Source organism: Dokdonia sp. PRO95, assembly GCF_000355805.1.
Taxonomy (GTDB): Bacteria; Bacteroidota; Bacteroidia; order Flavobacteriales; family Flavobacteriaceae; genus Dokdonia.
In genome coordinates this window covers 2,554,270-2,579,495 of the sequence record NZ_CM001837.1, presented here as the reverse complement: position 1 = coordinate 2,579,495, position 25,226 = coordinate 2,554,270, and the positions used below count along the sequence as shown (strand labels likewise).

Annotated in this window: 22 protein-coding genes; 18 read left to right on the top strand and 4 right to left on the bottom strand. The window is 38.7% G+C overall.

All coding sequences use genetic code 11. From position 1 onward, the window contains the following. Positions 1–33 precede the first annotated feature (33 nt). The 7 genes from D017_RS11615 (at position 34) to D017_RS11585 (ending at position 6,416) form a co-directional block, all read left to right on the top strand. Entirely contained in the window at positions 34–2,553 is a 2,520-nt protein-coding gene (locus tag D017_RS11615) for a M14 family metallopeptidase (protein ID WP_035336671.1), read from the top strand. Between the two features lie 30 nt (positions 2,554–2,583). Further along, on the top strand, positions 2,584–2,844 hold the full coding sequence (locus D017_RS11610; RefSeq protein WP_035336670.1) for a hypothetical protein: 261 nt from the start codon (positions 2,584–2,586) through the stop codon (positions 2,842–2,844). Between the two features lie 240 nt (positions 2,845–3,084). Beyond that, positions 3,085–4,293 carry an MFS transporter gene (locus D017_RS11605; RefSeq protein WP_035336669.1) on the top strand — a complete coding sequence of 403 codons (1,209 nt, stop codon included), beginning with the start codon at positions 3,085–3,087 and terminating at the stop codon, positions 4,291–4,293. 34 nt (positions 4,294–4,327) lie between these two features. Then, positions 4,328–5,083 (top strand): DJ-1/PfpI family protein, encoded by a 756-nt coding sequence (locus D017_RS11600; protein ID WP_035336668.1) that lies wholly within the window; start codon positions 4,328–4,330, stop codon positions 5,081–5,083. Between the two features lie 4 nt (positions 5,084–5,087). Next, positions 5,088–5,720 (top strand): HAD family phosphatase, encoded by a 633-nt coding sequence (locus tag D017_RS11595; protein ID WP_035336667.1) that lies wholly within the window; start codon positions 5,088–5,090, stop codon positions 5,718–5,720. Between the two features lie 7 nt (positions 5,721–5,727). After that, the gene (arsC, locus tag D017_RS11590) at positions 5,728–6,075 is read left to right on the top strand and encodes an arsenate reductase (glutaredoxin) (RefSeq protein ID WP_035336666.1); all 348 of its coding nucleotides are present in this window, start codon (positions 5,728–5,730) and stop codon (positions 6,073–6,075) included. Positions 6,076–6,092: 17 nt separating this feature from the next. After that, positions 6,093–6,416, top strand: a complete 324-nt coding sequence (locus D017_RS11585; RefSeq protein WP_035336664.1) for a hypothetical protein — start codon at positions 6,093–6,095, stop codon at positions 6,414–6,416. A 120-nt stretch (positions 6,417–6,536) separates the two neighbouring features. Here the strand turns inward: D017_RS11585 and D017_RS11580 are convergent, their stop codons facing one another. After that, positions 6,537–6,890: a 4Fe-4S dicluster domain-containing protein gene (locus D017_RS11580; RefSeq protein WP_035336662.1), complete on the bottom strand. Its 354-nt coding sequence runs from the start codon at positions 6,888–6,890 to the stop codon at positions 6,537–6,539. 61 nt (positions 6,891–6,951) lie between these two features. On the opposite strand from D017_RS11580, the gene D017_RS11575 reads away from it, so the two are divergent. The 9 genes from D017_RS11575 (at position 6,952) to D017_RS11535 (ending at position 15,457) form a co-directional block, all read left to right on the top strand. After that, the gene (locus D017_RS11575; protein ID WP_035336661.1) at positions 6,952–8,031 is read left to right on the top strand and encodes an acyl-CoA reductase; all 1,080 of its coding nucleotides are present in this window, start codon (positions 6,952–6,954) and stop codon (positions 8,029–8,031) included. An 83-nt stretch (positions 8,032–8,114) separates the two neighbouring features. Continuing rightward, positions 8,115–9,179, top strand: a complete 1,065-nt coding sequence (gene serC, locus D017_RS11570; RefSeq protein WP_035336660.1) for a 3-phosphoserine/phosphohydroxythreonine transaminase — start codon at positions 8,115–8,117, stop codon at positions 9,177–9,179. 29 nt (positions 9,180–9,208) lie between these two features. Then, positions 9,209–10,159, top strand: a complete 951-nt coding sequence (locus D017_RS11565; RefSeq protein WP_035336659.1) for a D-2-hydroxyacid dehydrogenase — start codon at positions 9,209–9,211, stop codon at positions 10,157–10,159. Positions 10,160–10,318: 159 nt separating this feature from the next. Beyond that, a complete protein-coding gene (locus D017_RS11560) occupies positions 10,319–10,954 on the top strand; it encodes a DUF937 domain-containing protein (RefSeq protein ID WP_035336657.1) in 636 nt (211 codons plus the stop codon). 198 nt (positions 10,955–11,152) lie between these two features. Further along, positions 11,153–11,560 carry a DUF6146 family protein gene (locus D017_RS11555; protein ID WP_035336656.1) on the top strand — a complete coding sequence of 136 codons (408 nt, stop codon included), beginning with the start codon at positions 11,153–11,155 and terminating at the stop codon, positions 11,558–11,560. 18 nt (positions 11,561–11,578) lie between these two features. Then, on the top strand, positions 11,579–12,088 hold the full coding sequence (locus tag D017_RS11550) for a DUF6787 family protein (protein ID WP_035336655.1): 510 nt from the start codon (positions 11,579–11,581) through the stop codon (positions 12,086–12,088). Positions 12,089–12,091: 3 nt separating this feature from the next. After that, complete coding sequence (locus D017_RS11545) at positions 12,092–12,424, top strand: hypothetical protein (protein ID WP_035336654.1); 333 nt, start codon at positions 12,092–12,094, stop codon at positions 12,422–12,424. 38 nt (positions 12,425–12,462) lie between these two features. Next, positions 12,463–14,859, top strand: coding sequence for a TonB-dependent receptor (locus tag D017_RS11540; protein ID WP_051583894.1), 2,397 nt, complete (start codon positions 12,463–12,465; stop codon positions 14,857–14,859). A 37-nt stretch (positions 14,860–14,896) separates the two neighbouring features. Beyond that, positions 14,897–15,457 carry a hypothetical protein gene (locus D017_RS11535; RefSeq protein ID WP_035336652.1) on the top strand — a complete coding sequence of 187 codons (561 nt, stop codon included), beginning with the start codon at positions 14,897–14,899 and terminating at the stop codon, positions 15,455–15,457. 78 nt (positions 15,458–15,535) lie between these two features. Here the strand turns inward: D017_RS11535 and D017_RS11530 are convergent, their stop codons facing one another. Then, complete coding sequence (locus D017_RS11530; RefSeq protein ID WP_035336650.1) at positions 15,536–17,086, bottom strand: bifunctional ADP-dependent NAD(P)H-hydrate dehydratase/NAD(P)H-hydrate epimerase; 1,551 nt, start codon at positions 17,084–17,086, stop codon at positions 15,536–15,538. Between the two features lie 392 nt (positions 17,087–17,478). On the opposite strand from D017_RS11530, the gene thrA reads away from it, so the two are divergent. Then, the gene (gene thrA, locus D017_RS11525) at positions 17,479–19,914 is read left to right on the top strand and encodes a bifunctional aspartate kinase/homoserine dehydrogenase I (protein ID WP_035336649.1); all 2,436 of its coding nucleotides are present in this window, start codon (positions 17,479–17,481) and stop codon (positions 19,912–19,914) included. A 7-nt stretch (positions 19,915–19,921) separates the two neighbouring features. Continuing rightward, a complete protein-coding gene (locus tag D017_RS11520; RefSeq protein ID WP_051583893.1) occupies positions 19,922–20,893 on the top strand; it encodes a homoserine kinase in 972 nt (323 codons plus the stop codon). Positions 20,894–20,969: 76 nt separating this feature from the next. On the opposite strand, the gene D017_RS11515 is transcribed toward D017_RS11520, so the two are convergent. Both D017_RS11515 and D017_RS11510 read right to left on the bottom strand, forming a co-directional pair. Further along, a complete protein-coding gene (locus tag D017_RS11515; protein WP_035336647.1) occupies positions 20,970–22,259 on the bottom strand; it encodes an amidohydrolase family protein in 1,290 nt (429 codons plus the stop codon). Between the two features lies 1 nt (position 22,260). After that, on the bottom strand, positions 22,261–25,221 hold the full coding sequence (locus D017_RS11510) for an amidohydrolase family protein (protein ID WP_035336646.1): 2,961 nt from the start codon (positions 25,219–25,221) through the stop codon (positions 22,261–22,263). Positions 25,222–25,226: the final 5 nt, after the last annotated feature.

The window sequence follows — 25,226 nt, the reverse complement described above, 5'->3', positions numbered from 1 at the left end:
TTAGAGTCTAACACTCAAAAAATAGCTTATAGAATGCGCTTATTACTCGTACTTACTACCCTACTATTAAGTAGCATACCTACACTCGCACAAAGCGGAAAGGTAGATATGGATTACTATTTACCTACAGATGTCACTTACAATCCAAATATCCCTACACCAGAAAGTGTTTTAGGCTACACACCTGGAGAGTGGCACGTGAGTCACGACAAGTTATCAGAATATATGCGCACGCTTGCAGCAGCAAGTGACCGTATGACTATAGAAAGTCGAGGGAATACCTTTGAGGGAAGGCCTATTTTATTACTAACGGTCACCTCACCTAATAACCACTCCAATATTGAAAACATACGTAAAGAACACGTAAAACTGGTAGAAGATGGCAGTGCTAGCTTGAGCACAAGCAGTATGCCTATTGTAGTATACCAGGGGATGTCTATACACGGTAATGAACCTTCTGGCGCAAATGCAGGGCTTATAGCTGCATACTATCTCGCTGCCGCTCAAGGACCTAAAATAGATGCACTACTAGATAATACCATTATACTTTTTGACCCATCATTTAATCCAGATGGTTTACAGCGTTTTGCTTACTGGGCAAATACAAATAAGAGTATAAACGTAAATGCAGACCCTCAAGACCGCGAGTATGACGAGGTCTGGCCAGGTGGTCGTACTAACCACTACTGGTTTGATATGAATAGAGACTGGCTTCCAGTACAACTACCAGAGTCAAGAGCGCGTATTAAGACATTTCATAGCTGGTATCCTAACATTCTTACAGACCATCACGAGATGGGATCTAACAGTAGCTTTTTCTTTCAGCCAGGTATACAATCTCGTACACACCCACTCACACCTGCGCTTAACCAAGAACTCACAAAGCAAATAGGAAACTACCACGCAGCAGCACTAGATAAAATAGGCAGCTTTTACTATACAGAAGAGAGTTTTGATGATTTTTACTACGGTAAAGGATCTACCTTTCCAGACATAAATGGTGGTATAGGTATTCTCTTTGAGCAAGGAAGTAGCCGTGGCCACGCTCAAGAAACAGAAAACGGTTTACTTGAGTTTCCGTTTACGATACGTAACCAGTTTACAGCTATATTATCTACCCTTGAGGCTGCACAAGGTATGCGCAAGCAATTACTAGACTATCAACGTGACTTTTTTAAGAACGCTCGAGGCGAAAAAGGAAATGGCGCATATGCCTTTGGTAGTGAGAAAGATGCAGGTAGCGCATATCACCTAGCAGAGGTACTTAAAAGACATAAAATAAAAGTGCACGAGGTGGCACAAGACTTCTCGCAAGATGGAGCAAACTTTAAAAAAGGAATGAGCTACATCGTCCCAAAAAACCAAAGACAGAGCCGCCTCATAAAAGCGATGTTTGAAAAGCGTACCACCTTTCAAGATAGTTTGTTTTATGATATAAGTGCTTGGTCTTTCCCACTCTCTTTTGGTGTAGATTTTACAGAAAATGCATCTTTGAGCAAAGCTGGAAACGAGATACAAGATTTAAAAAGAAAACCTACCCCAGCTGTAGGTACTAGTACCTATGCATACCTTATGGAGTGGCACGATTACTACACTCCTAAGGCGCTCAACACCATACTCAATAAAGGTATAAGAGCAAAGGTGGGTATGCAAAAATTTAGCGTAGAAGGTATCTCTTATGACTATGGTACCATTATGATACCTGTGCAAAATCAATCGCTTAATAGGCAAGAACTAGCGAGTTTTATAAACGAAGTGGCACAAGATGCAAACGTAACCATCAAGGCAGTAAGTACTGGCCTCACAGAAGGTATAGATCTTGGTAGTAACCAGTTTAGAGCATTAGAGCCTGCTCGCGTGGCAATGATAGTAGGTGAAGGTATCAACCCTTATGATGCGGGAGAGATGTGGCACCTATTTGACACACGTTACAATATGCGTATCACAAAAATTGATACTAAAGATTTAGGTCGCGCAGACTTGTCTAGATACACAGATATTATCTTACCTAATTTATGGGGTAATGCTATAAATAAAGGCAACACAGATAAGATAAAACAGTGGGTCCGATCTGGAGGAACTCTTATAGGTTATAAAAACGTAGCAAACTGGTTTGAAAGAAATAAGATGCTAGACATAGATTTTGTAAAAACTAAAAATCCTGCAAAAAACGTGAGCTTTGAGCAACGTAGAGATTTTACAGGAGCACAAGTAATAGGAGGTGCAATTTTTGAAGCAAAGCAAGATCGCTCACACCCTATTAACTTTGGATATACGGGTGATAAAGTATCTCTTTTTAGAAACACTACGCTATTTATAAAAGCAGACTCTACAAGCTACAAGAACCCTATACAGTATACTAAGTCACCATTACAAGCTGGTTACATCTCTAAGATTAATCTTAAAGCTATCCCAGAGACAAGACCCTTTGTACATCAGAGTGCGGGTCGTGGTGAGGTTATCTTATTTACAGATAACACAAACTTTAGAGCCTTCTGGTATGGAACAAACAAACTGCTTATGAATGCTATCTTCTTCGGGAGCGAGATGTAATATTTATTTAAAAAAACTCAATTTCAGATAATGAAAATAGATTATTCAACAAAGACAACGGCACAACTGCTCTCTAACTTAAATATGATTAAGGTGCTCATTGTTGCTCTACTCATCATCTTATCATTTCTTATAGGTATATCTATTTATGGTATGCTCACAAAGGACGATAATGCCACATTTATAGCAACCCTAACGGTAGGCTTATGCTGTTCGGCAACATTGCCTATGCAGTTTATGTCTAAAAAAGCAATCAAGGCAGAATTAATAAAGAGAGAAGAGACATTATAAATAGAAACGTATTACGCTTTCGCGAAAGCGTACTCAACTCAATTATTTTTATAACTTTACATCACATTATGAATTTAGTCACAACATATAAACATACCTCGTGCACACTGCTGCGCCAGACTTGATATGTTGTCACTATATGATTATAAGAAGTAACGATATTAAAGAGTCCGGCCACCACGCTGGACTCTTTATATTTATGGGCAAGCGTAGGTCTTAACAAGCTAACCAACCAACTGTATGAAAACACTGCTACGCAATTACCTCAAAACCTTTGATGGCCTATCAAGAGAGATCTGGTGGTTATCACTCATCACGCTCATTAATAGATCTGGGGCGATGGTTATCCCGTTCTTGTCTATTTACCTCAATAAGAGTTTACACTTTAGCCTACAAGACGTCGCCTGGATAATGACTTCGTACGGTCTAGGTTCTTTTGCTGGTGCTTGGATAGGCGGTAAACTAAGTGATGTAATAGGGTATTATAAAGTCATCTTATTAAGCCTGTTACTCACTGGTATTAACTTTTTATGGGTAATGCACGTAGAGAGTTTCTGGATGATGTGTATTTCATTCTTTGTTCTTATTGCTGTAGCAGATATGGGACGACCTGCTTTTTTTGTAGCATTAAGCGCCTACTCAAAACCAGAAAATAAAACGCGGTCATTAACACTCATTAGGCTCGCAATTAATCTAGGGTTTTCTGTGGGACCAGCTATAGGTGGTTTTCTTATAGCACTCGCTGGTTATAAGACATTGTTTTATGTAGACGGCATCACCTGCTTGCTTGCGGGTGTACTTATGATGCAAGAACTCAACCCTAAAAAGACTAAAGAGTTAGATAAAGAAGTAGTTGTTCAGAATCCAGTAAAACCTCTTAAAGATACGCCTTATGTATTATTCTTAATAGCACTTGCGCTTTTTGGGATCATATTTGTACAATATTTTTCTACTGTACCGCTTTATTACAAGGATGCCTATAAACTTGATGAAGACGCCATAGGTCTCATACTAGCGCTTAATGGCGCACTCATTGTTGTGTTTGAAATGCCACTCATAGCCTGGATGGAAAAAAAAGAACTTACTAATGTGCAAAGCACCATTGTAGGTTTGCTTATGACGGGCGCAAGTTTTCTATTACTGCTGTGGGAGACTTGGGTAGGTGTTGTTGTGATAGGTATGGTAATCGCAACCTTTGGAGAGATGATTTCCTTCCCTTTTAGCAACAAATTTGCGTTAGACAGATCTAAGCTAGGGAGACAAGGAGCATATATGGGTGTTTACAGTATGTCATTTTCTGTAGCTCATATTTTTGGTCACAATAGCGGGATGCAAATTACTGCATATTACGGCTTTCAGACCACTTGGATATTTTTAATAGGGCTCACACTTATTGCCTGGCTCCTACTTTACATTGTAAAGAGAATGCTTGCCAAAGAAACCCTATGAGAACTCGTATCTTTATCATTAAAAAGAGAACCTAATGAAATACTATATACTACTACTTACAACGCTTATATTAATAGGTTGCAATACAGAACCTAAAACTATAGAACAGCCCGCTGTTACTAATGAGGTTGATAACGCTTTCGCGAAAGCAAAACCAGTACTAGACTCAACGCGCTACAATGTAGCCTTCTTAATTATGGATGGCACTTTTAACACAGAGCTTACGGCACCTTTTGACATTTTTCAGCATACTATTTACAGAGAGAATATAAAAGCGATGAATGTTTTTACAGTAGCAAATACCCTACAACCCGTGCGTACCTTTGAGGGGATGTATCTCCTACCAGACTTTGACTATACTAACAAAGACCTACCTAAAATAGATATACTAGTTGTACCAAGTGCAGAGCATCACCTAGATACAGATCTGGAGGATGAAGCACTCATTAACTTTGTAAAACAAGTAGATAAAGAAGCTATGTATGTAACCTCACATTGCGATGGTGCTTTTGTACTAGCAAAGGCAGGTTTACTAGACAACAGTGTCTCAACGACCTTCCCGAGTGACATCGATAAGATGCGCGAGACGTTTCCTAATCTTGATATTAGAAAAGGTGTATTATTTGTCCACGATGGGAAGTATATCACCTCTGCCGGAGGTGCTAAAAGTTTTGAAGCCGCTCTCTATCTCACCGAACTTCTTTACGGGGCAGAAATTGCAAGATCGCTAGCTGGAGGGTTAGTGATAGACTGGAAACTAGATGATGTACCGCACCTCATAACAAAGTAATAATATGGAAAATTCAAAAATCACTACCGTCATATTTGACTTAGGAGGCGTTCTCATAGACTGGAGCCCCGAGTATGTATATCTCAAAGAATTTAGAGGCGATCGAGAGAAAATGGACTGGTTTTTAGAACACGTTTGTGCTTGGGATTGGAATGTAAATCAAGATGCAGGCTATCCATTAAAAAAAGCAACCCAAGAGCGCATCGCGATGTTTCCAGAATATGAAGAGCTCATAAAAATGTATTACGGTCGCTGGGAGGAGATGCTCGGTTTTACACATCTAGACACGCTCAAAATATTAAAAGAACTATTAGATAATCCAGATTATAGAGTGCTAGCATTAACAAACTGGAGCGGAGAAACCTTTCCTGTTGCGCTCGAAAAGTTTCATTGGCTGCAGTGGTTTGAAGGAATTCTAGTCTCTGGTGATGAGGGTACACGCAAACCTTTTAAAGAAATTTACGACCTTATGCTAGACAGGTATAATATTAATCCAGCAGAGGCTGTTTTTATAGATGACAGTCTTAACAATGTTGAGGGCTGTAAGCTCTCTGGCATAGCCGGAATTCATTTTAAAAATGCACAAACACTAGCTGTACAACTTAGAACACTAGGTGTACACGTAACTTTACAATAATTATATAATGATTAAAATATATCACAATCCTCGTTGTACAAAAAGTAGACAAGGTCTAGCATTGCTAGAAGAATCTGGAAAAGAATTTGAGGTTATAAAATACCTAGACAATCCTCTATCAGAAAAAGAGCTTACTGCCATTATCAAAATGCTTGATATTACACCTATGCAACTAGTAAGAAAAGGCGAAGCTATCTGGAAAGAAAATTATAGAGGAAAAGAACTTAGTGATCTAGAAATTATAGCTGCAATGTCTCAACATCCTAAATTAATAGAACGTCCCATTGTAGTTCTCAAAAAAAAGGCCGTTATTGGACGACCTCTAGAAAATATAGAAAAGCTCTTGAGCTTATAATTTTTAAAATAAATAATATGAAAGTAATTATCGCAGTAGTCCTTTTTGCCTTTGTTGGAATGTCAAATGTTCAAGCGCAAAGCCCTAGCGTAAATACTGTAAATACAGAAAAAGTGAGTGAGATTGATATGCTTACACAGAAACTCAATCTTAGTCCAGAGCAAGTAGCAAATATTTCTAAGACTATAAAAGCTTTTAAATCTACAGAAGATAGACTTAGAGCCGGAGGTCTTAGTGCTGCAGATAAGAAAGAAGAGCTTGCAAAACTTGCCAAACGTAAAGACGGTAACATGCAAACGTTTCTGACTAAAGAACAATATGCCGCATATTTAAAGCTTTAATAGCTCCATCATTTATCTTAAAACAACATAGTTTTAGTAAAACTGATTTAAGGTCAGAGTATTATATAAAAAAAGTCACTCGTTATGAGTGACTTTTTTTATCTATACTTATAAATCTTGTTACGCATCTTTATGCATAAAAGATTGTTTAGCTAGTAATACTTCGTCTGTTTCTACATGGTCATCATCTGGAACACAGCAATCTACCGGACATACTGCCGCACATTGAGGTTCATCATGAAAACCTTTACACTCAGTACATTTATCTGGAATGATGTAGTAAATCTCATCACTCACAGGCTCTTGCGCCTCGTTTGCATCTACCTCTTTTCCGTTAGGAAGTACAACAGTTCCATCTAGATCTGTTCCATCTGCATAGCGCCAGTCGTCTGCACCTTCATAAATGGCAGTGTTAGGACACTCAGGCTCGCAAGCTCCACAGTTTATACATTCGTCTGTTATGATAATTGCCATAGTTTTCTTTTTGGGTAACTTTGCACAAAAATAACGCCTAGACACCGATTTGCCAAAACCTATGACGCTTCAACTACGAATTAACGCTTTTATTGAGCTAGGAAAATTTTTAAGTCAGTTTACACGTGACTCAATTACAAGGAAAGAGGGAGTATTACATAATGACCTTTTCTTTGACGGAATGCAGCATCAGTTTAAACTAGCTAGTGAAAACAACGGTTGGTTTACTAAAGAAAATATACTTTTTGCACTTGAAGGATGGGCAGAATCCCTTACTCAAGAAAAACTTACCGAGTGGCTTAGTGGGTATGATAACGCTTTCGCGAAAGCGCAACCACAACAAACCGTTGCCGTAATTATGGCTGGGAATATTCCATTAGTAGGTTTCCATGACTTTATGTGCGTATTAATTGCCGGACATAAATTTGTAGGTAAACAATCTTCTAATGATAGGCATCTTCTCCCCTTTCTTGCAAAATATCTAGAATATGCAGAGCCTGCTTTTAAAGAAACCATAAGCTTCACCGAAGATAAATTACCAGCGCACGACGCCGTTATCGCAACTGGCAGCGACAATACCGCGAGATATTTTGAATATTACTTTGGTAAAAAGCCTAATATTATTCGTAAAAACAGAAATTCTGTTGCCATACTCACCGGTAATGAAACAGAAGACGAGCTTATCGCATTAGGAGAAGATATTTTTAGATATTACGGTTTAGGATGCCGCAATGTATCCAAACTCTATGTTCCTATTGATTATAATTTTGACGCCTTTTTTAAGGCTATCTATCACTGGAGTGACATCATGAACGGTGCAAAGTATGCAAATAATTATGACTACAATAAAGCCGTGTATTTGATGAGCCTTTTTGAGCTGTTAGAGAATGGTTTCTTAATGCTTAAAGAAGATGAGAACTACGGCTCACCTATTGCTACGTTATTTTATGAAAAATACGAATCGATAGAAAGCCTAGTTGAAAAGCTTGAAAAAGATAAAGATCGTATACAATGTGTAGTAGGAAATATTGCACTTGAAGGAAAAGTGAAGGAGCTTACTCCTATCGGAAAAACTCAAAAACCTGAGCTTTGTGATTATGCTGATGGGGTTGATACTATTACATTTTTGACAACGTTATAGCCAATATTTTATCGATTTATCTGTGGGTTTTTCTAACGATTTGGGCATCTTTGTAATGCACAAAACGCATAAAAACGCACACCATGAAGAAGCACAACTTTAGCGCAGGACCTTGTATTTTACCTCAAGATGTTTTTAAAGAAGCATCACAAGCTATACTAGACTTTAACGAATCTGGTTTATCCATACTGGAGATTTCTCACAGAAGCAAAGACTTTGTAGATGTAATGGATGAGGCTAGACAACTGGCTTTAGAGCTACTAGGGCTAGAAGGTAAAGGGTATAAAGCGCTCTTTTTACAAGGAGGTGCAAGCACACAATTCTTAATGACTGCATATAACTTATTGCAATCTAAGGCTGGTTATATAAATACTGGAACTTGGAGTGATAAAGCAATAAAGGAAGCTAAGCTTTTTGGAGAGATTGTAGAGGTTGCATCAAGTAAAGAGGCAAACTTTAATTACATCCCTAAAGGATACTCAATTCCAGAAGGACTAGATTATTTGCATCTTACCAGTAACAATACCATTTTCGGGACACAGATAAAGGATTTTCCTGAAGTAGACTGTCCTCTTATATGTGATATGAGTAGTGACATCTTCTCTAGAGAGATTGATTTTGGACAATTTGATCTTATCTACGCAGGTGCTCAAAAAAATATGGGGCCAGCAGGTACTACACTAGTAGTAATACGTGAAGACATCTTAGGTAAAGTGACACGTCAAATACCTTCTATGCTCAATTATGAAACGCATATAAGTAAAGGAAGTATGTTTAACACACCTGCAGTCTATGCAGTATATGTATCTATGCTTACAATGAGATGGCTTAAAAATCTAGGTGGTGTAAAAGCGATTGAAGAAATCAATAATAAAAAAGCAACACTGCTTTATAGTGAGATTGAGCTTAACCCATTATTTAAAGGATTTGCTGCCAAAGAAGATAGATCTACAATGAACGCTACATTCTCACTAACAGATGGAGATCTTAAAGATGCCTTTGACGCCATGTGGAAGGAAGCCGGTATAAACGGTCTTAATGGACACAGAAGTGTAGGAGGCTACAGAGCATCTATGTATAATGCCCTCTCTATGGACAGTGTAGGTGTACTAGTAGACGTAATGAGCGAGCTAGAAAGAAAAGCATAATTAAAAAAACGCATACAACACTATATACTATGAAAGTATTAGCAAACGACGGAATATCACAAACAGGAGTTGACGCGCTTACCGCTGGAGGCTTTGAAGTAATTACCACAAACGTAGCCCAAGATCAACTTGAGAACTATATTAACACAAATGAAATAGATGTTATACTTGTCCGTAGTGCAACTACAGTGCGCAAGGAATTAATAGACGCTTGCCCATCTATAAAAGTTATAGGCCGTGGTGGTGTAGGTATGGATAACATTGATGTACAATATGCACGTGATAAAGGTCTTCACGTGATTAATACACCAGCAGCATCTTCGGCATCTGTTGCAGAGCTTGTTTTTGCTCACCTTTACAACGGTGTACGTTTTCTGTTTGACTCAAACAGAAATATGCCTCTAGATGGTGATACAAAATTTAAAGGTTTAAAGAAAGCTTACGCGAAAGGAACCGAGCTACGTGGTAAAACACTTGGTGTTATCGGTTTTGGACGTATAGGTCAAGAAACTGCAAAAATTGCTTTAGGTGTAGGGATGAAAGTAATCTTTCACGACCCATTTACAGAAGAGGCTACTGTTGAAGTTCCTTTCTTTGATGGACAGTCGGTTTCATTTACAATAAAATCTTCTTCAAAGGAAGATGTGCTAAAATCTGCAGATTTTGTTACTCTTCACGTTCCTGCACAAAAAGACTATGTAATAGGTAAGCCAGAGTTTGAACTTATGAAAGATGGTGCAGCAATTGTAAATGCAGCTCGTGGTGGAGTTATTGATGAAGTAGCTCTTATTGCAGCTTTAGACAGTGGTAAATTATCATTTGCAGGTTTAGATGTTTTTGAGAACGAACCTACTCCAGCGGTACAAGTACTTATGAATCCTAAGGTAAGCCTTACGCCACACATAGGTGCGGCAACTGGTGGTGCTCAAGATCGCATAGGTACAGAGCTAGCAGACCAGATTATGAGCATTTTAAAATAATGCAGCGAGATCAAACATTTGATTTCTAACTTATCATAATTTGCTTTTTATCGACATTATTAATCAAAACACCCTCTTGGGTGTTTTTTTTATACTTGTTTGTAAAACCAGTTATATTAATTCGTAAATTGAAATCTCACAATTTAAACTAAAAATAATATGTCAGGATTACTAGATCTACTTAATGGACCAATAGGAAAAACGCTCATCCAAGGAGCTAGCGCAAAAGCTGGACAATCTGAAGGAGATACTGCAAACGTATTAAGTATGGCTTTGCCAGTACTTATGGGTGCAATGAAAAAAAATGTACAAACTCCAGAAGGTGCTGCTGGATTAATGGGAGCTTTAAGTGGAAAACATAGTGGTGGTATTCTTGATCAACTAGGAGATCTTATGGGTAACGGAGGACCTAGTGACGAAGTAGTAAATGATGGTGCTGGAATTTTAGGACACTTACTAGGTGGTAACCAGCCACAAGTAGAAAATGCATTAAGTAGCAAAACAGGTATGGATGCTGGATCTATAGCACAAATACTTAAAGTTGCTGCGCCAGTACTTATGGGTGTGTTAGGAAAACAAACACAGCAAAATAACGTAAGTGACGGAAGCGGTATGAATGCGCTCTTAGGAAGCATGCTAGGAGGACAACCTCAAGAAAACCAAAGTCTTATTACAACATTACTTGATTCTGACGGCGACGGAAGCATCTTAGATGACGTAGCCGGAATGGTACTAGGAAGCAATAAAGCAAAAGGTGGTATAGGTGGACTTCTAGGAGGACTCTTTGGAAAATAATTTATTGAACCATATATTCCTATAAAAAGAGTGCCTTTTAGGCACTCTTTTTTTTGTTTACTCAGTGAGAGGTATCACTTGCTCATTATAGGTTTAAATAAAAATTTCTTCTCTGTAAGTTTATAATGCATACCGATTATAGTTAACACTTCGATAAAATAGATATCTATCCAAGGTAAAACCCTTAACTTTAAGAATATGAAAAAGATAATTTACTTAGCAATTCTTACCGCAACCATAATAGGTTGTGCAACCACAAGTGGAACAAAAGATATAGGCAATACTGCAGATAATGCATCAGATACAATACGAATTGCAAATGACAGTCTCGAATATGAAATTATTATCATTGAACCTGGTTTTAATACATGGCTCGTTACACAACGTCCTAGAGGGTTTTATGGTCAGTTTTTCTTAGAAAACAAAAATAGATTTTATGTTACTGAATATAATAATAGAGTAAATAACCTAACACAGTACGACCCCAATCTATATATCCAGCGCATAGATTATAATTCAAATACCGATTATGGGTATGAAGTTAATTATCTATTATATAATTGGTTCGAATTTTTTCAAGAACGCAACAATCAGAAACTACGATAATCGTATTTTTGCAGCGTTATGAAAGACTTTAAAAAACGCTGGGAAATCACTCAAAACTGGCAATTTATACATATTATTCTCGGTTTGATAGCTGCTCTTTTTTCGGCATATTTAATTGCTCGAGCTATTTATGTGCCGGCATATGACACTTCTGTACCCGTAGCAACTATTTTACTCAGTCTGCCCATTGCTTTCCTTATTGTTTGGATAACGCTTTGGCTATTTAAAAAACTCTATTCTAGATGGGGAGTAACATATCGCTGGGAACTTATTGCAATTTTTCTAGCTTTTGCTGTAACTGGCTCAACAGCAGGCCGGTTATCAAATCCGTTAATGGATTTGATAGGCTTAGGAAAAGATGTCACTAGCGGATGGATCTATTGGCCTGTTAGAATCTTGTTAATTTTTCCTATTTATCAAGTGCTTTTAGTGATATTTGGTTGGTTATTTGGTCAGTATACATTCTTTAAGGCTTTTGCTACAAAAATGGTTTCAAGAATGGGATTAGGCTTTATATTCTCAAAGTAGATTTTGAAAGAACATAAATTACATACTTTTTATCGCGCAGCTGCATTACTAGTAATGTTTGCATTTATGCTGCCTGCAATTGTTTCTTTCATTCATAGTACAGAAAATCATACACATTACGACACCTGTTCATTTGGTAATAAAACTCACGTACACGAGAAGAACCTTGATTGTGATTTAGGAGATCTTCATATTGTTAAAGTAGGGGTTTACGCTTTCGCGAAAGCGTATAAAACAATCACATTACCCAACTTAAAGGAAGTAGATGTTTTACCTAAAGCATTTTACAAAAACATTGTCCTAAGTTCCTCAGACCGCGGACCACCGTTTTGTTAAGCATTGAATAACATTCAATAATTAGCAAAACAAATTTTATGAAATTTTATTTATGGCTTAGCATTGCCTTGCTGAGCATTACAGTTACAGCACAAGAGTGCTCGTACACTTTATCTGGATACATTATAGATTTACACGATAATGAAGTGCTTGAAGGAGCAACCATTATTATAGTAGGTTCTGAGCGATCTGTGAGAACAGATGCCCAAGGAAAATATGTGATTACAGATCTTTGTGAGGACCAGTATACACTACAGGTATCTCATCCTGCGTGTGAGACACAACTTGTAAAAGTAACTGTAAGCGGTAATACAACTCGCACTATTAATATGGAGCATCACCTAGAGTCTCTAGGCGATGTAGAGGTTGTTGCACACGCTCATAAAAGTAAAAGCCGTACAGCGACAGAGAGTGTGGTAGACCACAACATCTTAGAAAATAACAGCGCAGCATCACTAGGTGATGCGCTTAAAAATCTAAGTGGTGTTACCTCATTAAACACGGGTAACTCTGTTGTAAAGCCTGTGATACAGGGACTACACTCTAGTAGAGTAGTACTTATTACAGAAGGCACGCGCTTGCAAGATCAAGAATGGGGTGTAGAACATGCTCCTAATATAGATGTAAATGCGGCTGGTGAAGTCACAGTTATTAAAGGAGCAGCAGGATTGCAATATGGTGGTGATGCTATAGGAGGCACCATTATCATAGAGCCAGAGCAGGTACCTGTAAAGGATACCCTTTTTGGAAGAACAATTATAACCGGAGCGACCAATGGTCGTGGAGGTTCTCTGACTACTTCTTTAATAAAATCATATAATAACGGCTGGTATGGAGGCATAAATGGAACTTTGAAACGATTTGGGGATTTTGAAGCGCCAGATTATGTACTAAGTAACACAGCTCTGTATGAGAGAGACCTTTCTGTACGTATAGGAGTTAATAAATATCGTTACGGTGTAGAGGCTAGCTACTCGATTTTTGACAAAGAATCTGGTATTTTACGCTCATCGCACGTAGGTAATGCTGCAGATCTCTCGGTTGCTATAAACAGCCAAGAGCCCTTTGTAGTGGAGCCATTTACGTATGATATTAATGCCCCTAGACAGGAAGTAAAACATCAGATTGCAAAACTAAAGTCATTTTATCGCTTTGATAACTTTGGGAAGTTAAGTGCTCAGGTAGATTACCAGCGCAATAACAGACTAGAGTTTGACATACGTCGCGATAGCGATGACTTAAGACCATCTATTGATTTACAACTTGAAACTATAGGAGGGAAAATAGATTTTGACTACACGGCAGATAATACCATTACCGCAAAGGTGGGTATTTCTGGAAGGTACCAAGATCACTTTCCTGACCCCGTTACCGGAGTGAGGAGACTAATACCAGATTACCAAGGTTATGACTTTGGTATCTATGCGTTAGGTTCTAAAGACTTTGGAATGTGGACTATAGAAGCAGGAGCAAGATATGATTACAACCGCATCAATGCAAAGAAGTTTTACATCACTAGCCTCTGGGAAGCCAGGGAATATGATGTAAACTTTGCTCAGTTTGTTGTTGAAGAATTTGAAAATCAAATATTTGTAAAACCAGAATTTGAGTATCATAATTTCTCAGCAACAGCAGGAGCCTCTTATGAGGTAAATGATGCGACTACGGTTTCCTTAAACTATGCACTAGCATCACGCTCGCCTAATGTATCAGAATTATTTTCTGATGGATTACACCAGAGTGCTGCCCGTCTAGAGCTAGGTGACCTAAGTTTTAATCAAGAAGTCGCAAATAAAATTTCATTAAATTTTACAAGATCTACAGACACTTGGAGTTTTACTATTGCTCCGTTTGCAAACTTTATAGAGGATTTTATCCTTATAGAGCCTACAGGCGTACAGCAGACCTTAAGAGGTAGTTTTCCTGTATGGGAGTATAGACAGACACAAGCTAGACTGTTAGGTTTTGACATAGATAACAACGTTCAAGTAACAGATCGTTTTGAATTTTCTAATCAGTTTTCACTAGTAAAAGGAAAGGATGTAACCTTTGACAGAGCTTTAATTAATGTGCCTTCGGCGAGTACGCGTAACAGTGTTACGTATACAATGCCGTCTGTAAATAACTTGAAGCTGTCACTTGAGAGTAACTATGTATTTCGTCAAAATGAGTTTCCTGACACAAACTTTGACGTTTTTCTACCTGAGACTAACACAACAGAGTTAGTAGATATAAGCACACCTCCCGATGCGTATCATCTTCTCAACTTTAGAAGCTCTATTGATTTTGTAATAAATGATAAGAGCAATCTTAACGTAGGTCTTATGGTAAACAATCTATTTGACACCTCTTACAGGGAGTACTTAAATCGCCAGCGCTATTTTGCAGACGATCTAGGTAGAAATTTTTTATTACAACTTAAAATTAATTATTAAAATCACGCTTTCGCGAAAGCGTAACAACACACAAACAATGAAAAACTTTAGAAATTACACACTTATCGCCCTTACTGCCATTAGCCTTGCAGCTTGTTCTAGTGATGACGATGCAGACATTCCAGAAATAATCAATGAAGAAGAGGTAATAACAACCTTAAATCTCACACTACAGTCTGGCGCAGAAACGATCGTTCTTACATCACAAGATCTTGATGGAGATGGTCCTAACGCACCTACAATTACAGTCTCTGGCAACTTAGATGTAAGCACTGTTTATAATGGTACTGTAGAGTTTCTTAACGAAACAGAAAGCCCAGCAGAAGATATTACCGAAGAGGTAGAAGAAGAGGCAGATGAGCACCAAGTATTTTATACTCCAAGTGCAGGAGTAGATGCAGCGATTGCATACGGTAACTTTGATAGTGATAATAACCCACTTGGTACTGTAGTGACACTTACTACCGGAGCAACTGCTGGTACAGGTACACTTACAGTTACCCTACGTCACGAGCCTACTAAGCCTAACGATGGAACGTTAAGTGATGCTGGTGGTGAAACTGATATTCAAGTTACTTTTCCTGTTACTGTTGAGTAATGTAAAGTAAGTATACTTTTAATAATAAAAGGGATAGCGCTAGTGCGCTATCCCTTTTATTATTTTATGATGTATGTCCTACTGTTGTGGTGGTGCCTGTGCTCCTTCTTGCTCTGGTTTTTCAAAGAGGCTCATTACTGCTCTTCCTAAAAACTCTGTTACATCACCTGCTATAAGTCCTTCTATACCGTATTGATTTACAGCAACATCTGCTGCAAGACCGTGAAAGTATACTCCCATCATAGCGGCCTCCATAGGATGATATCCTTGTGCTATATGCCCAGTGATAACTCCTGTAAGCACATCTCCTGTTCCTGCTGTAGACAATCCAGGGTTACCAGTAGTGTTTATATATAAATTCATATCATAAACGGTAATCGTATGAGCACCTTTAATTACGATAATAACATTATGATTTTTTGCAAATTTTGCTGTTTTCTCTAGCTTATCAAAGTCGTCATCCCACTTGCCTATTAAACGCTCAAGCTCACCTGGATGTGGCGTAAAAATAGATAATGGAGGTACTTGCTCCATAAGTGATGGTCGTTTTGAAATGATATTAATCGCATCTGCATCTATCACTAGTGGTTGTTTTTGCTTCTTTAAGAACGACTCCATTGCTCTTACCGTTTTCTCATCGGTTCCCATTCCTGGGCCTATTGCAATCGCATTTGCTTCGGTTTGAAAATCAATTTCTTCAAACACTTTTCCATTATAATTATCGGTCTCTACCATTACTTCTGGAAGCGCCGTTTGTAATATAGGAACGCCTATTTGCGGTACATAAGCCGTCACAAGACCACTACCCGCTCTAAGAGCAGCTTTACTAGCAAGTTGCACAGCACCCATTTTTCCAAAACTTCCTCCTATAATTAAGCTATGGCCGTACATTCCCTTGTGAGAATACTGCGACCTCCCTTTGTACATCTGCTGAATTTCCGGTTTTGAAATTAGCGTAACATCAGTAGGAGTTTTTGCGAGAAATTCTGGATCTAGACCTATATCAATAGTATCCCACATATTTATATACTTGCCTGTTTCTGGTAAAAAGAAAGCAAGTTTTGGTGACATAAAACTGAGCACAAACGTAGCATGTACAATTACATCATCTTTATCTGCGCCTCTATCTGTGTACATCCCAGACGGGATATCGATAGAAAGTGTGTAAGCCCTAGACTCATTTATTTTTACAAAAAGTGCTTTTACCCAATCATCTGGACATCTGTTAAGCCCTATCCCAAAGATTCCATCTACCACAATATCTTGCGGACTTATCTCTGGGAAGTTTTCTACTCCTTTAATAATTTCTGGCCATTTTTTTACTTCGCTCTTTAGAGCATCATAGGCTTTTAAAAAGTCTGGAGAACGCTTGTCATTACAGTGTACAATATACGTGTCTACATTATAGCCATTTTTAAGAAGTAACCTTGCTATCACTAAGGCGTCACCACCATTGTTACCGATACCACAAAATACTTTTATAGGCACAGGCTGCCCTTGTAAACGCTGGTTCATCCACTCATAAACGTAACCACCGGCGCGTTCCATGAGATTATAAGATGGAATCCCTTCCTTTTCAATGGTTGCTTTATCTGCTTCGTAAATTTGTTTGGCGCTGTATATTTTCATTTAGCTATAATTAGGTAGTTTCTCCATCTTTATGAAGAAAAATGTTTTAAAATTCATTAAATATTCACGAAAGTAAACTTCAAATTATCACATTATCAGTATCGTGCTAGAAGTACGTCAAGAATTGTCATATCCTTAAAACTAAGAGCTTCTTCTTGCCTCCTTAGGTAAATGTACTACATTTAACATATCAGAAACAAGATGAGAACAACACAATACACTTCGATTTTCTTGACTACCACTATTACTATTGGTACAATTACCCCGTTGGGGTTATAGTCGTACATATCACCTATCTATTACTTGCGCGAGCAAGGATCTCTTCCACACACACAAATTAATTAGTTTATTCATACCATTTTCGCTTTTGCGAAAATGTAAAATTGCATACTATGCGCATATTAAAATTTGGAGGCACTTCTGTGGGGAGTGTTAAAAACATAGAAAAAGTAATCGCTATTGTAAACCATCAAGCAGCTTCACATCCAGTAGCTGTTGTTGTTTCGGCAGTGGGTGGAATTACAGATTTATTACTAAAGGCCGGAACGCTTGCTGCTCAAAAAGACGAAACTTATAAGGATGTATTTTTAGAAATACACCAAAAACACACGGCTTTTGCAAAAGCACTTACCGAAGGTGATGCTATAGTAATGGCAGATATAAGTGCACTTATGTCGCACTTAGACGACTTACTCAAGGGTATTTTTTTAATCAACGAGCTTTCACCTAAAACACTAGACAAACTCGCTGCTTTTGGAGAGCTTACCAGCAGCCGTATCATAACAGCAGCCTTCAACCATAAAGGGATTGAAGCCACATTAAAAGATAGTAGACAACTTATCATTACCGATGGTAATCATACCAAAGCCAGTGTATTGTATGATCGCACTAATGAAAATATCAAGGAATTTTTCGCGAAAGCGTCACAAAACATCACCATTCTAGGAGGATTTATTGCGAGTACTGCTACGGGAGAAACAAGTACACTAGGTCGTGGTGGCTCAGATTTTACTGCGGCTATAATTGCAGCTGCGCTGGAAGTCGACCAACTTGAAATATGGACAGATGTGAGTGGGATGTTCTCTGCAAACCCGAAGCTTGTAAAACAGGCAAAACCTATACGTGACATATCATATCACGAGGCGATGGAGTTATCGCATTTTGGAGCAAAGGTGCTCTACCCTCCTACTATCGTGCCTGCGCTTAGTAAAAACATTCCTATTTATATCAAAAATACGATGGCTCCAGATGAAGCTGGAACTCGCATAGGACAGCAAGAAGGAAGCAATGGAAACCCTATTAAGGGAATCTCTCATATAAGTGATGTTGCACTACTCACTCTGGAAGGCGCAGGAATGGTGGGAATTTCTGGAATTTCAAAACGCCTTTTTGAAGTACTCTCTTTACAGCAAATAAATGTGATCCTTATTACACAGGCTTCTAGCGAACATAGCATCTGTATCGGTGTGATGGAGGCTGATGCCTTGCGTGCAAAAACAGCAATAGAAACAGAGTTTGCTTACGAGCTATCACTACGTAAGATTGATCCGGTGATTGTCGAGACTTCTCTTGCCATTATTGCACTCGTAGGAGAATCTATGAAAAGTCATCAAGGGATTTCTGGTAAAATGTTCTCCACACTTGGTAAAAACAACGTGAATATACGGGCCATTGCACAAGGAGCGAGTGAGAAAAATATCTCTGCAGTAATTGCCGAGAAGGATGTAAAAAAAGCGCTTAACAGCCTGCATGAAGTTTTCTTTGAAGGAAACAGAAAGCAAATTAATCTCTTCATTACTGGTGTAGGAAATGTGGGAGCAAAACTCCTTGATCAAATTAATAGTCAGAAAAAATATCTGAAAGACCATCTCAACCTTAATATAAGAGTTCTAGGACTTTCAAACAGTCGCAAGATGCTCGTCTCAGAACAAGCTATTGATTTAGATAATTGGGAAGAAGCGCTTGCACAAGGTGAGAAGGCAGATATTGTTCGCTTTCGCGAAAACGTAATCGCTCTCAACCAGCGCAACTCAGTATTTGTAGATATTACGGCAAATGAACCCGTAGCAATGGCATATGAAGAATACTTGAGAAATAGCATCGCAGTGGTTGCATGTAATAAAATTGCTGCCGCTGGAAAACAAGAATACTATGCAAACCTTAAACGATTAAGCAGAAAATATAATGCTCCATTTAAGTTTGAAACCAACGTAGGTGCTGGTTTACCTATAATAGACACTTTACAGAACCTTATCGCGTCTGGTGATAGTATTACTAAAGTACAAGCGGTACTTTCTGGTAGTCTCAACTTTGTTTTTAATAACTTTAAAAGCGGTGATAGCTTTTATGATGTAGTACAACAAGCCAAAGAAGAAGGCTACACAGAGCCAGATCCTCGTATTGATTTAAGTGGTGTAGATGTGGCACGTAAAATTCTTATACTCGCAAGAGAAAGCGGACTTGAATTAGAGCTAGAAGATATTGTAAACTCACCTTTTTTAACCAAAAACAATCTAGAAAGCACAGACGTTCCTCACTTCTTTGAAACACTTAAAGAAGATGCAGCACACTTTGAAAAACTAGTTGCCGATGCTACAGCAGCAGGAAAACGCCTTAAATATGTAGCACAGTTGGATAATGGCAAAGCAAGTGTAGGCTTACAGTCTGTAGGTGCAGACAGTCCGTTTTACAACCTTGAAGGGTCTGACAATATTGTTTTATTTTACACGGCACGCTACCCAGAGCAGCCGCTAATTGTAAAAGGTGCAGGTGCAGGAGGAGATGTTACTGCCAGCGGACTCTTCAGCGATATCATAAGACTTAGATAATAATTATATGTCTCAAGAAATAAATAAAAAAGCCACGGTACAAAGCCTTGCTAATCCTACGGCGATACGCGTATTTTGTCCCGCTACAGTGGCAAATGTAAACTGCGGTTTTGATTCGCTAGGCTTTGCACTCGAAGGTATAGGTGATGAAATGGTTTTTAGAAAAACCGAAGGTCGCGGAGTAACGATTACAGAAATCACAGGTGATACGCTCCCTATGGAAGCTCACAAAAATGTAGCCGGTGTCGCGGGTAATGCCATGCTAGAAGGTATTAATGCAGATTTTGGAGTTGAAATAGAGATTCATAAAAAAATACGCTCCGGTTCTGGAATAGGCAGCAGCAGTGCAAGCGCAGCAGGGGCTGTGTATGGTATCAATCAGTTTTTAGAAAAGCCATTATCTAATCTTGAACTCACGCGCTACGCCATGAAAGGCGAAGCACTGGCAAGTGGTAATGAGCATGCAGATAATGTGGCACCTTGCATTTATGGAGGTACCACGCTCGTTACTGGCTACAACCCATTTAAGGTAATTGCCTTACCTCCCATGGATACAGTTTACGTTGGGATTTTACACCCGCATATTACCATAAAAACTAAAGAAGCAAGAGAGATTTTACCCACGCACGTGCCTCTCAAGGATGCCATTGCACAATCGCAACATCTGGCAGGCTTTGTTGCCTCGCTCTATGAATGGGATAAGGAATTATTTAAGGAAAGTATTAAAGATGTACTCGTAGAGCCACATCGCAAGCAATTGATTCCGCATTTTGATGAGATTAAAGCTATTTCTCAACAGAATGGATGCATAGCCTTTGGTATTTCTGGCAGCGGACCTAGTATGTTTTGTCTCGCTTTCGCGAAAGCGGACATAGATAAATACCTATCTGAAAGTACCGCACTTTATGAACGTAATGGACTTCAAGTAGACAGCTACTCTAGCCGAATTTCTGGTGGAGGTTGTCAAGTGATTAAATAGCCGTTACTAATTTACTACAAACAAAAGCCCGAGCAATTGCTCGGGCTTTACTAATTAATATAACTAAGATTAAGGATTACTCCTTCTGTCCGTACTTCTCTGCATAACGCTTTGCAAGCTTGGTCTGGTGAGACTCTAAACTTATATCACGTCCTTGGATAAATGCTCTCGAAAGGATATTTCCTCTCATGTCTAGTGCATTTCCTTCGCTTATGAAAAGGGTTGCATCTTTTCCTACTTCAAGTGTCCCAACATTATTTGAAACTCCCATAATTTTTGCAGGATTCATTGTAATCATTTTAAGTGCATCTTCATCACTCATACCAAATTGAGTAACCTGTCCCGCATAAAAGGGAAGATTACGTACTTGCCAATACTCTGAATCATATCCTAACGCAACTGTAACACCAGCGTCTGTAAGAAGCTTAGGTAACTTATATGGTAAGTCATAATCATGATCCTCCATAGAAGGTAGTTCTTGTACACGTTGTAAAATTACTGGCATATTTGCAGCTACAAGTTCTGCTGTTACTTTGTAAGACTGGTATCCTCCCACAAGAACTACATTTTTGAGATTCATCTCCTTTGCAAAAGCAATCACATCAAGTATTTGCTTCTGATCATTTGCAGAGACATATACATTTTGAGTTCCATCAAAAACACCACGCATCGCTTCAAAAGGAAGGTTTTTTGAGGTGTTCCCTTTTCCATAAGCTCGTGAGTTTTTGAAAAAGGTTTTGATTTCATTTACATCTTTACTATAATTTTTGTTTGGTTTATAACCTGGCTCCTCACCTAACCACCAGCGTCCACGGCGCATCGTGCGAGGCCATTCCATAAAGATACCTTCGTCTGTTTTGTAAGCAGCATCTTCCCAGTTCCAAGCATCAAGTTGTACGAGAGAAGAAGATCCAGAGATGGTGCCTCCCACGGGGCGAATTTGCGCCATAAGTACGCCATTTGGTCTCATGCTCTCTACTACTTTAGATTCTGCATTGTAAGCGATAATACCACGCACATGAGGAATTAATTCTCCTATCTCATCATCATCATTAGATTGTCTCACGGCTGCTGCTTCTACAAGACCTAATGTGGTGTTTGTAGCTATAAAACCAGGATACACATGCTTTCCAGTAGCATTAATGACTTCGCCTTTAGTGGCTGTTCCTCCGCTTTGAATCATGCTTATTTTACCGTTTTCAAAAACGATAGTGGCATTTTCTACTACGGTTCCGTTACCTACGTGAGCAGTTGCTCCCGTAATGGTATATGCGGCAGTTTGTGCTGCTGCAGGTGTTTGCTGTGCGCTTGCAGTTGCTCCTAAAAGGAAAACAACGGCTACTATTATTTGTTGTAGTGTTTTCATCTTAGTAAAGTGTTTGTTCTGTATCACAATGCATACGTTGTTTTTCTTTCTTTTTGGCAGGTTGCGTTTGTAAGCCTTTATTCTTTTCTGCAAGCATCATTGCAGTAAGTTGTGCTTTCTCACGTTGCACTGTTTTACGAAGTTCTTCGTCTTTTTTCATATCGAAAAATACTTTTCCTTCAATAATCGTTTTCTCTGCTCTCGCTTTAATACTAAGAGGATGATCTGTCCATATCACAACATCTCCATCTTTACCAGGCTTCAAACTACCTGCGCGATCATCCATGTGTAATAGTTTTGCTGGATTAAGAGTTACCATTTTCCATGCATCCTCTTCAGAAATACCACCGTACTTATGAATTTTTGCAGCTTCTTGATTAAGACGTCTTGACATCTCACCATCATCAGAGTTGATAGCAACGGTTACTCCTGCTCTATGCATGATTGCTGCATTATAAGGAATAGCATCATTCACCTCATATTTGTAAGCCCACCAGTCTGAGAATGTTGATCCTCCTACACCGTGTTCGGCCATTTTATCTGCAACTTTATAACCTTCAAGTATATGTGTGAACGTATTGATATGGAAGCCAAACTGCTCTGCAACTTTCATGGTCATATTTATTTCACTTTGTACATAAGAGTGACAAGAAATTAAACGATCCATATTAAGGATGTCTACAATAGTTTCCATCTCCTCATCCATACGATATGGCTGACCGCTCTTTTTCTTTGCTTCGTATTCTTTTGCTCTTGTAAAGTAGTCCACAAATACTTGCTCTACTCCCATTCTCGTTTGTGGGAATCTTGAGAAGCTATTCCAGTTTGCTTGCTTTACGTTTTCACCCAAAGCAAATTTGATAAATTTCTTATTTGCAATTACCATCTCATCGATAGGCGCTCCCCACTTTAATTTCATTACTGCACTCTGTCCTCCAATAGGATTTGCAGATCCGTGTAATAATTGAATAGCTGTAACTCCACCAGCAAGATTGCGATAAATATCAGAATCGTCTGGGTTCACTACATCACTCATGCGAACCTCTGCCGTAGAGTTGTGACCAGACTCGTTGATTGCAAATGCAGCAATGTGAGAGTGCTCATCTATAATACCAGAAGTAACATGCTTACCAGTACCATCTACAACCATAGCTCCGCGAGCAGAAAGGTTTTTACCAACTGCGCTGATTTTCCCATCTTTTATTAAGAGATCAGTGTTTTCAAGAATACCTTCTGCTTCATTTGTCCACACAGTGGCATTGGTGATTAGGATATCTTGCTGTGTTGGTCTTGTCTCAAAACCAAAAGCCATATTAGGAAAGGTAAGTGGCATTACCGTAAGAGGTTTATCCTCTTCTTTCTTATCGTCTTTATCACCACTCTTAGCTAGTGCTTTCTTAGTAGAAGTAAAGTTTTTCTCAGAACCATCTGCAAGAATTGCTTTGCCGCTTAGACCATCTGCAGATGCTCTTGCTACAAGACGTACAAATTTTCCTTCGCTTTGAGGGAACGTTACTGTTACCCATTCATCCTTATAAGAAAATTCACTTTTTACATCTTCTGTTCCCTTTTTAAGAGATGCTTTTGCTTTTTCTAACGCGTTTTTAATCTCTAGCTCATAAGTAGCTCCACTAATATTCATTGTATAAACACCGTCAATATTAACTGTGTTCATATCCTTGATTACCGTTTTGTTACCTTGAATCCAGTGCTCATAAAGCTCTGTGTCTTTTTCAAAAACCTCTCCAGAAGTAATCATGAAGTTTGCCCACGCACCTGATTTAAGTACTCCAAGCTCACCGCTCTTTCCAATCATTGTTGCTGGAATTGTAGTAAGTGCTTCTAAGGCTCTTTGCTTAGAAAGACCATATTTGATTGCTTTCATCAAATGGCCTTTAAAATCTTTGGGAGATTTATGTGAGAATGTAGTAAGTGCAAATGTTACTCCTGCATCTTGTAATGCTTTAGGGTTTGTAGGTGCTTGATTCCAATGTTTCATATCAGAAAGCGCTACATATTCGGCAGCGTATGGATTTTCCATATCGTAGGCATCTGGAAATTTAAGTGGGAGAATCATCTTACGATTCATCGCCTTAACTTCTCCGATACGTTTATACTCATCACCACCGGCAATAATTACGTAGTCGATACCAAACTGGTCACCTAGTTTATCTATACGAAGATCATCATATAAGCCATCACCTTCAAAAAACTGCGGAAGCCCTTTGTTTCGCGAAAGCGCCTCTAAAGAAAGATCCTTAGTGTCTATATTTCCTTTCTCATACCAGTCTAAATCATGCTGCAACTGGCGTAATAATGCTGTTGCCCCCATTTTAGAAGATGGGTATGACTGGCGTGAGGTTACACTCTTATCAAATGAGAAATACTGACCAAGGCGATCTTCTATCACGCGGTTTGCAGTATTTCCATCATTATTAAGTGCGATAAGCGCTCCTGTACCACGTGCAATACCATCGTGTTGATGTGTTGCAACTACGCCAAAACCAGCCTCAAGATATTCGGTTGCTTTTTTTGAATCGTACTTAAAATCTTGATAGCCATCTTGCTCAGATAAGATATGGTCATTCCAGTAAGCTCCCTCGCGAGAGTTATCATATTGTGAAGCACGTCCAGATCCTCCTGCACGCTTAGGCTTATCGATACCAAAATTAGTATAGATGTCTACAAAAGATGGATAGACATGTTTACCATTAAGATCTACAACAATAGCATTTTGAGCGTATGATGAAGATTTGCCTACAGAGACCACTTTTCCATCTTGCACTACAAGTGTTCCATTTTTAATGGTTTCTGTGGGAGTTTTGTGGATGGTGGCGTTTGTGAACACCGTGTAATTTTGGTTTTTGGACTTGACTCCAGCGTTTGCTGGAAAGTAATCTTGCCCATACATCGTAAATGAGCAGCTTACTAGCCCAAAGACAAGTAATTTTTTAAAGAACATAGGTT

Excerpts from the sequence above, each read along its gene's own strand:
- D017_RS11615 (WP_035336671.1), top strand. The coding sequence starts at position 34 with ATGCGCTTATTACTCGTACTTACTACCCTACTATTAAGTAGCATACCT.
- D017_RS11610 (WP_035336670.1), top strand. The coding sequence starts at position 2,584 with ATGAAAATAGATTATTCAACAAAGACAACGGCACAACTGCTCTCTAAC.
- D017_RS11605 (WP_035336669.1), top strand. The coding sequence starts at position 3,085 with ATGAAAACACTGCTACGCAATTACCTCAAAACCTTTGATGGCCTATCA.
- D017_RS11600 (WP_035336668.1), top strand. The coding sequence starts at position 4,328 with ATGAAATACTATATACTACTACTTACAACGCTTATATTAATAGGTTGC.
- D017_RS11595 (WP_035336667.1), top strand. The coding sequence starts at position 5,088 with ATGGAAAATTCAAAAATCACTACCGTCATATTTGACTTAGGAGGCGTT.
- arsC (WP_035336666.1), top strand. The coding sequence starts at position 5,728 with ATGATTAAAATATATCACAATCCTCGTTGTACAAAAAGTAGACAAGGT.
- D017_RS11585 (WP_035336664.1), top strand. The coding sequence starts at position 6,093 with ATGAAAGTAATTATCGCAGTAGTCCTTTTTGCCTTTGTTGGAATGTCA.
- D017_RS11580 (WP_035336662.1), bottom strand. The coding sequence starts at position 6,890 with ATGGCAATTATCATAACAGACGAATGTATAAACTGTGGAGCTTGCGAG.
- D017_RS11575 (WP_035336661.1), top strand. The coding sequence starts at position 6,952 with ATGACGCTTCAACTACGAATTAACGCTTTTATTGAGCTAGGAAAATTT.
- serC (WP_035336660.1), top strand. The coding sequence starts at position 8,115 with ATGAAGAAGCACAACTTTAGCGCAGGACCTTGTATTTTACCTCAAGAT.
- D017_RS11565 (WP_035336659.1), top strand. The coding sequence starts at position 9,209 with ATGAAAGTATTAGCAAACGACGGAATATCACAAACAGGAGTTGACGCG.
- D017_RS11560 (WP_035336657.1), top strand. The coding sequence starts at position 10,319 with ATGTCAGGATTACTAGATCTACTTAATGGACCAATAGGAAAAACGCTC.
- D017_RS11555 (WP_035336656.1), top strand. The coding sequence starts at position 11,153 with ATGAAAAAGATAATTTACTTAGCAATTCTTACCGCAACCATAATAGGT.
- D017_RS11550 (WP_035336655.1), top strand. The coding sequence starts at position 11,579 with ATGAAAGACTTTAAAAAACGCTGGGAAATCACTCAAAACTGGCAATTT.
- D017_RS11540 (WP_051583894.1), top strand. The coding sequence starts at position 12,463 with ATGAAATTTTATTTATGGCTTAGCATTGCCTTGCTGAGCATTACAGTT.
- D017_RS11535 (WP_035336652.1), top strand. The coding sequence starts at position 14,897 with ATGAAAAACTTTAGAAATTACACACTTATCGCCCTTACTGCCATTAGC.
- D017_RS11530 (WP_035336650.1), bottom strand. The coding sequence starts at position 17,086 with ATGAAAATATACAGCGCCAAACAAATTTACGAAGCAGATAAAGCAACC.
- thrA (WP_035336649.1), top strand. The coding sequence starts at position 17,479 with ATGCGCATATTAAAATTTGGAGGCACTTCTGTGGGGAGTGTTAAAAAC.
- D017_RS11520 (WP_051583893.1), top strand. The coding sequence starts at position 19,922 with ATGTCTCAAGAAATAAATAAAAAAGCCACGGTACAAAGCCTTGCTAAT.
- D017_RS11515 (WP_035336647.1), bottom strand. The coding sequence starts at position 22,259 with ATGAAAACACTACAACAAATAATAGTAGCCGTTGTTTTCCTTTTAGGA.
- D017_RS11510 (WP_035336646.1), bottom strand. The coding sequence starts at position 25,221 with ATGTTCTTTAAAAAATTACTTGTCTTTGGGCTAGTAAGCTGCTCATTT.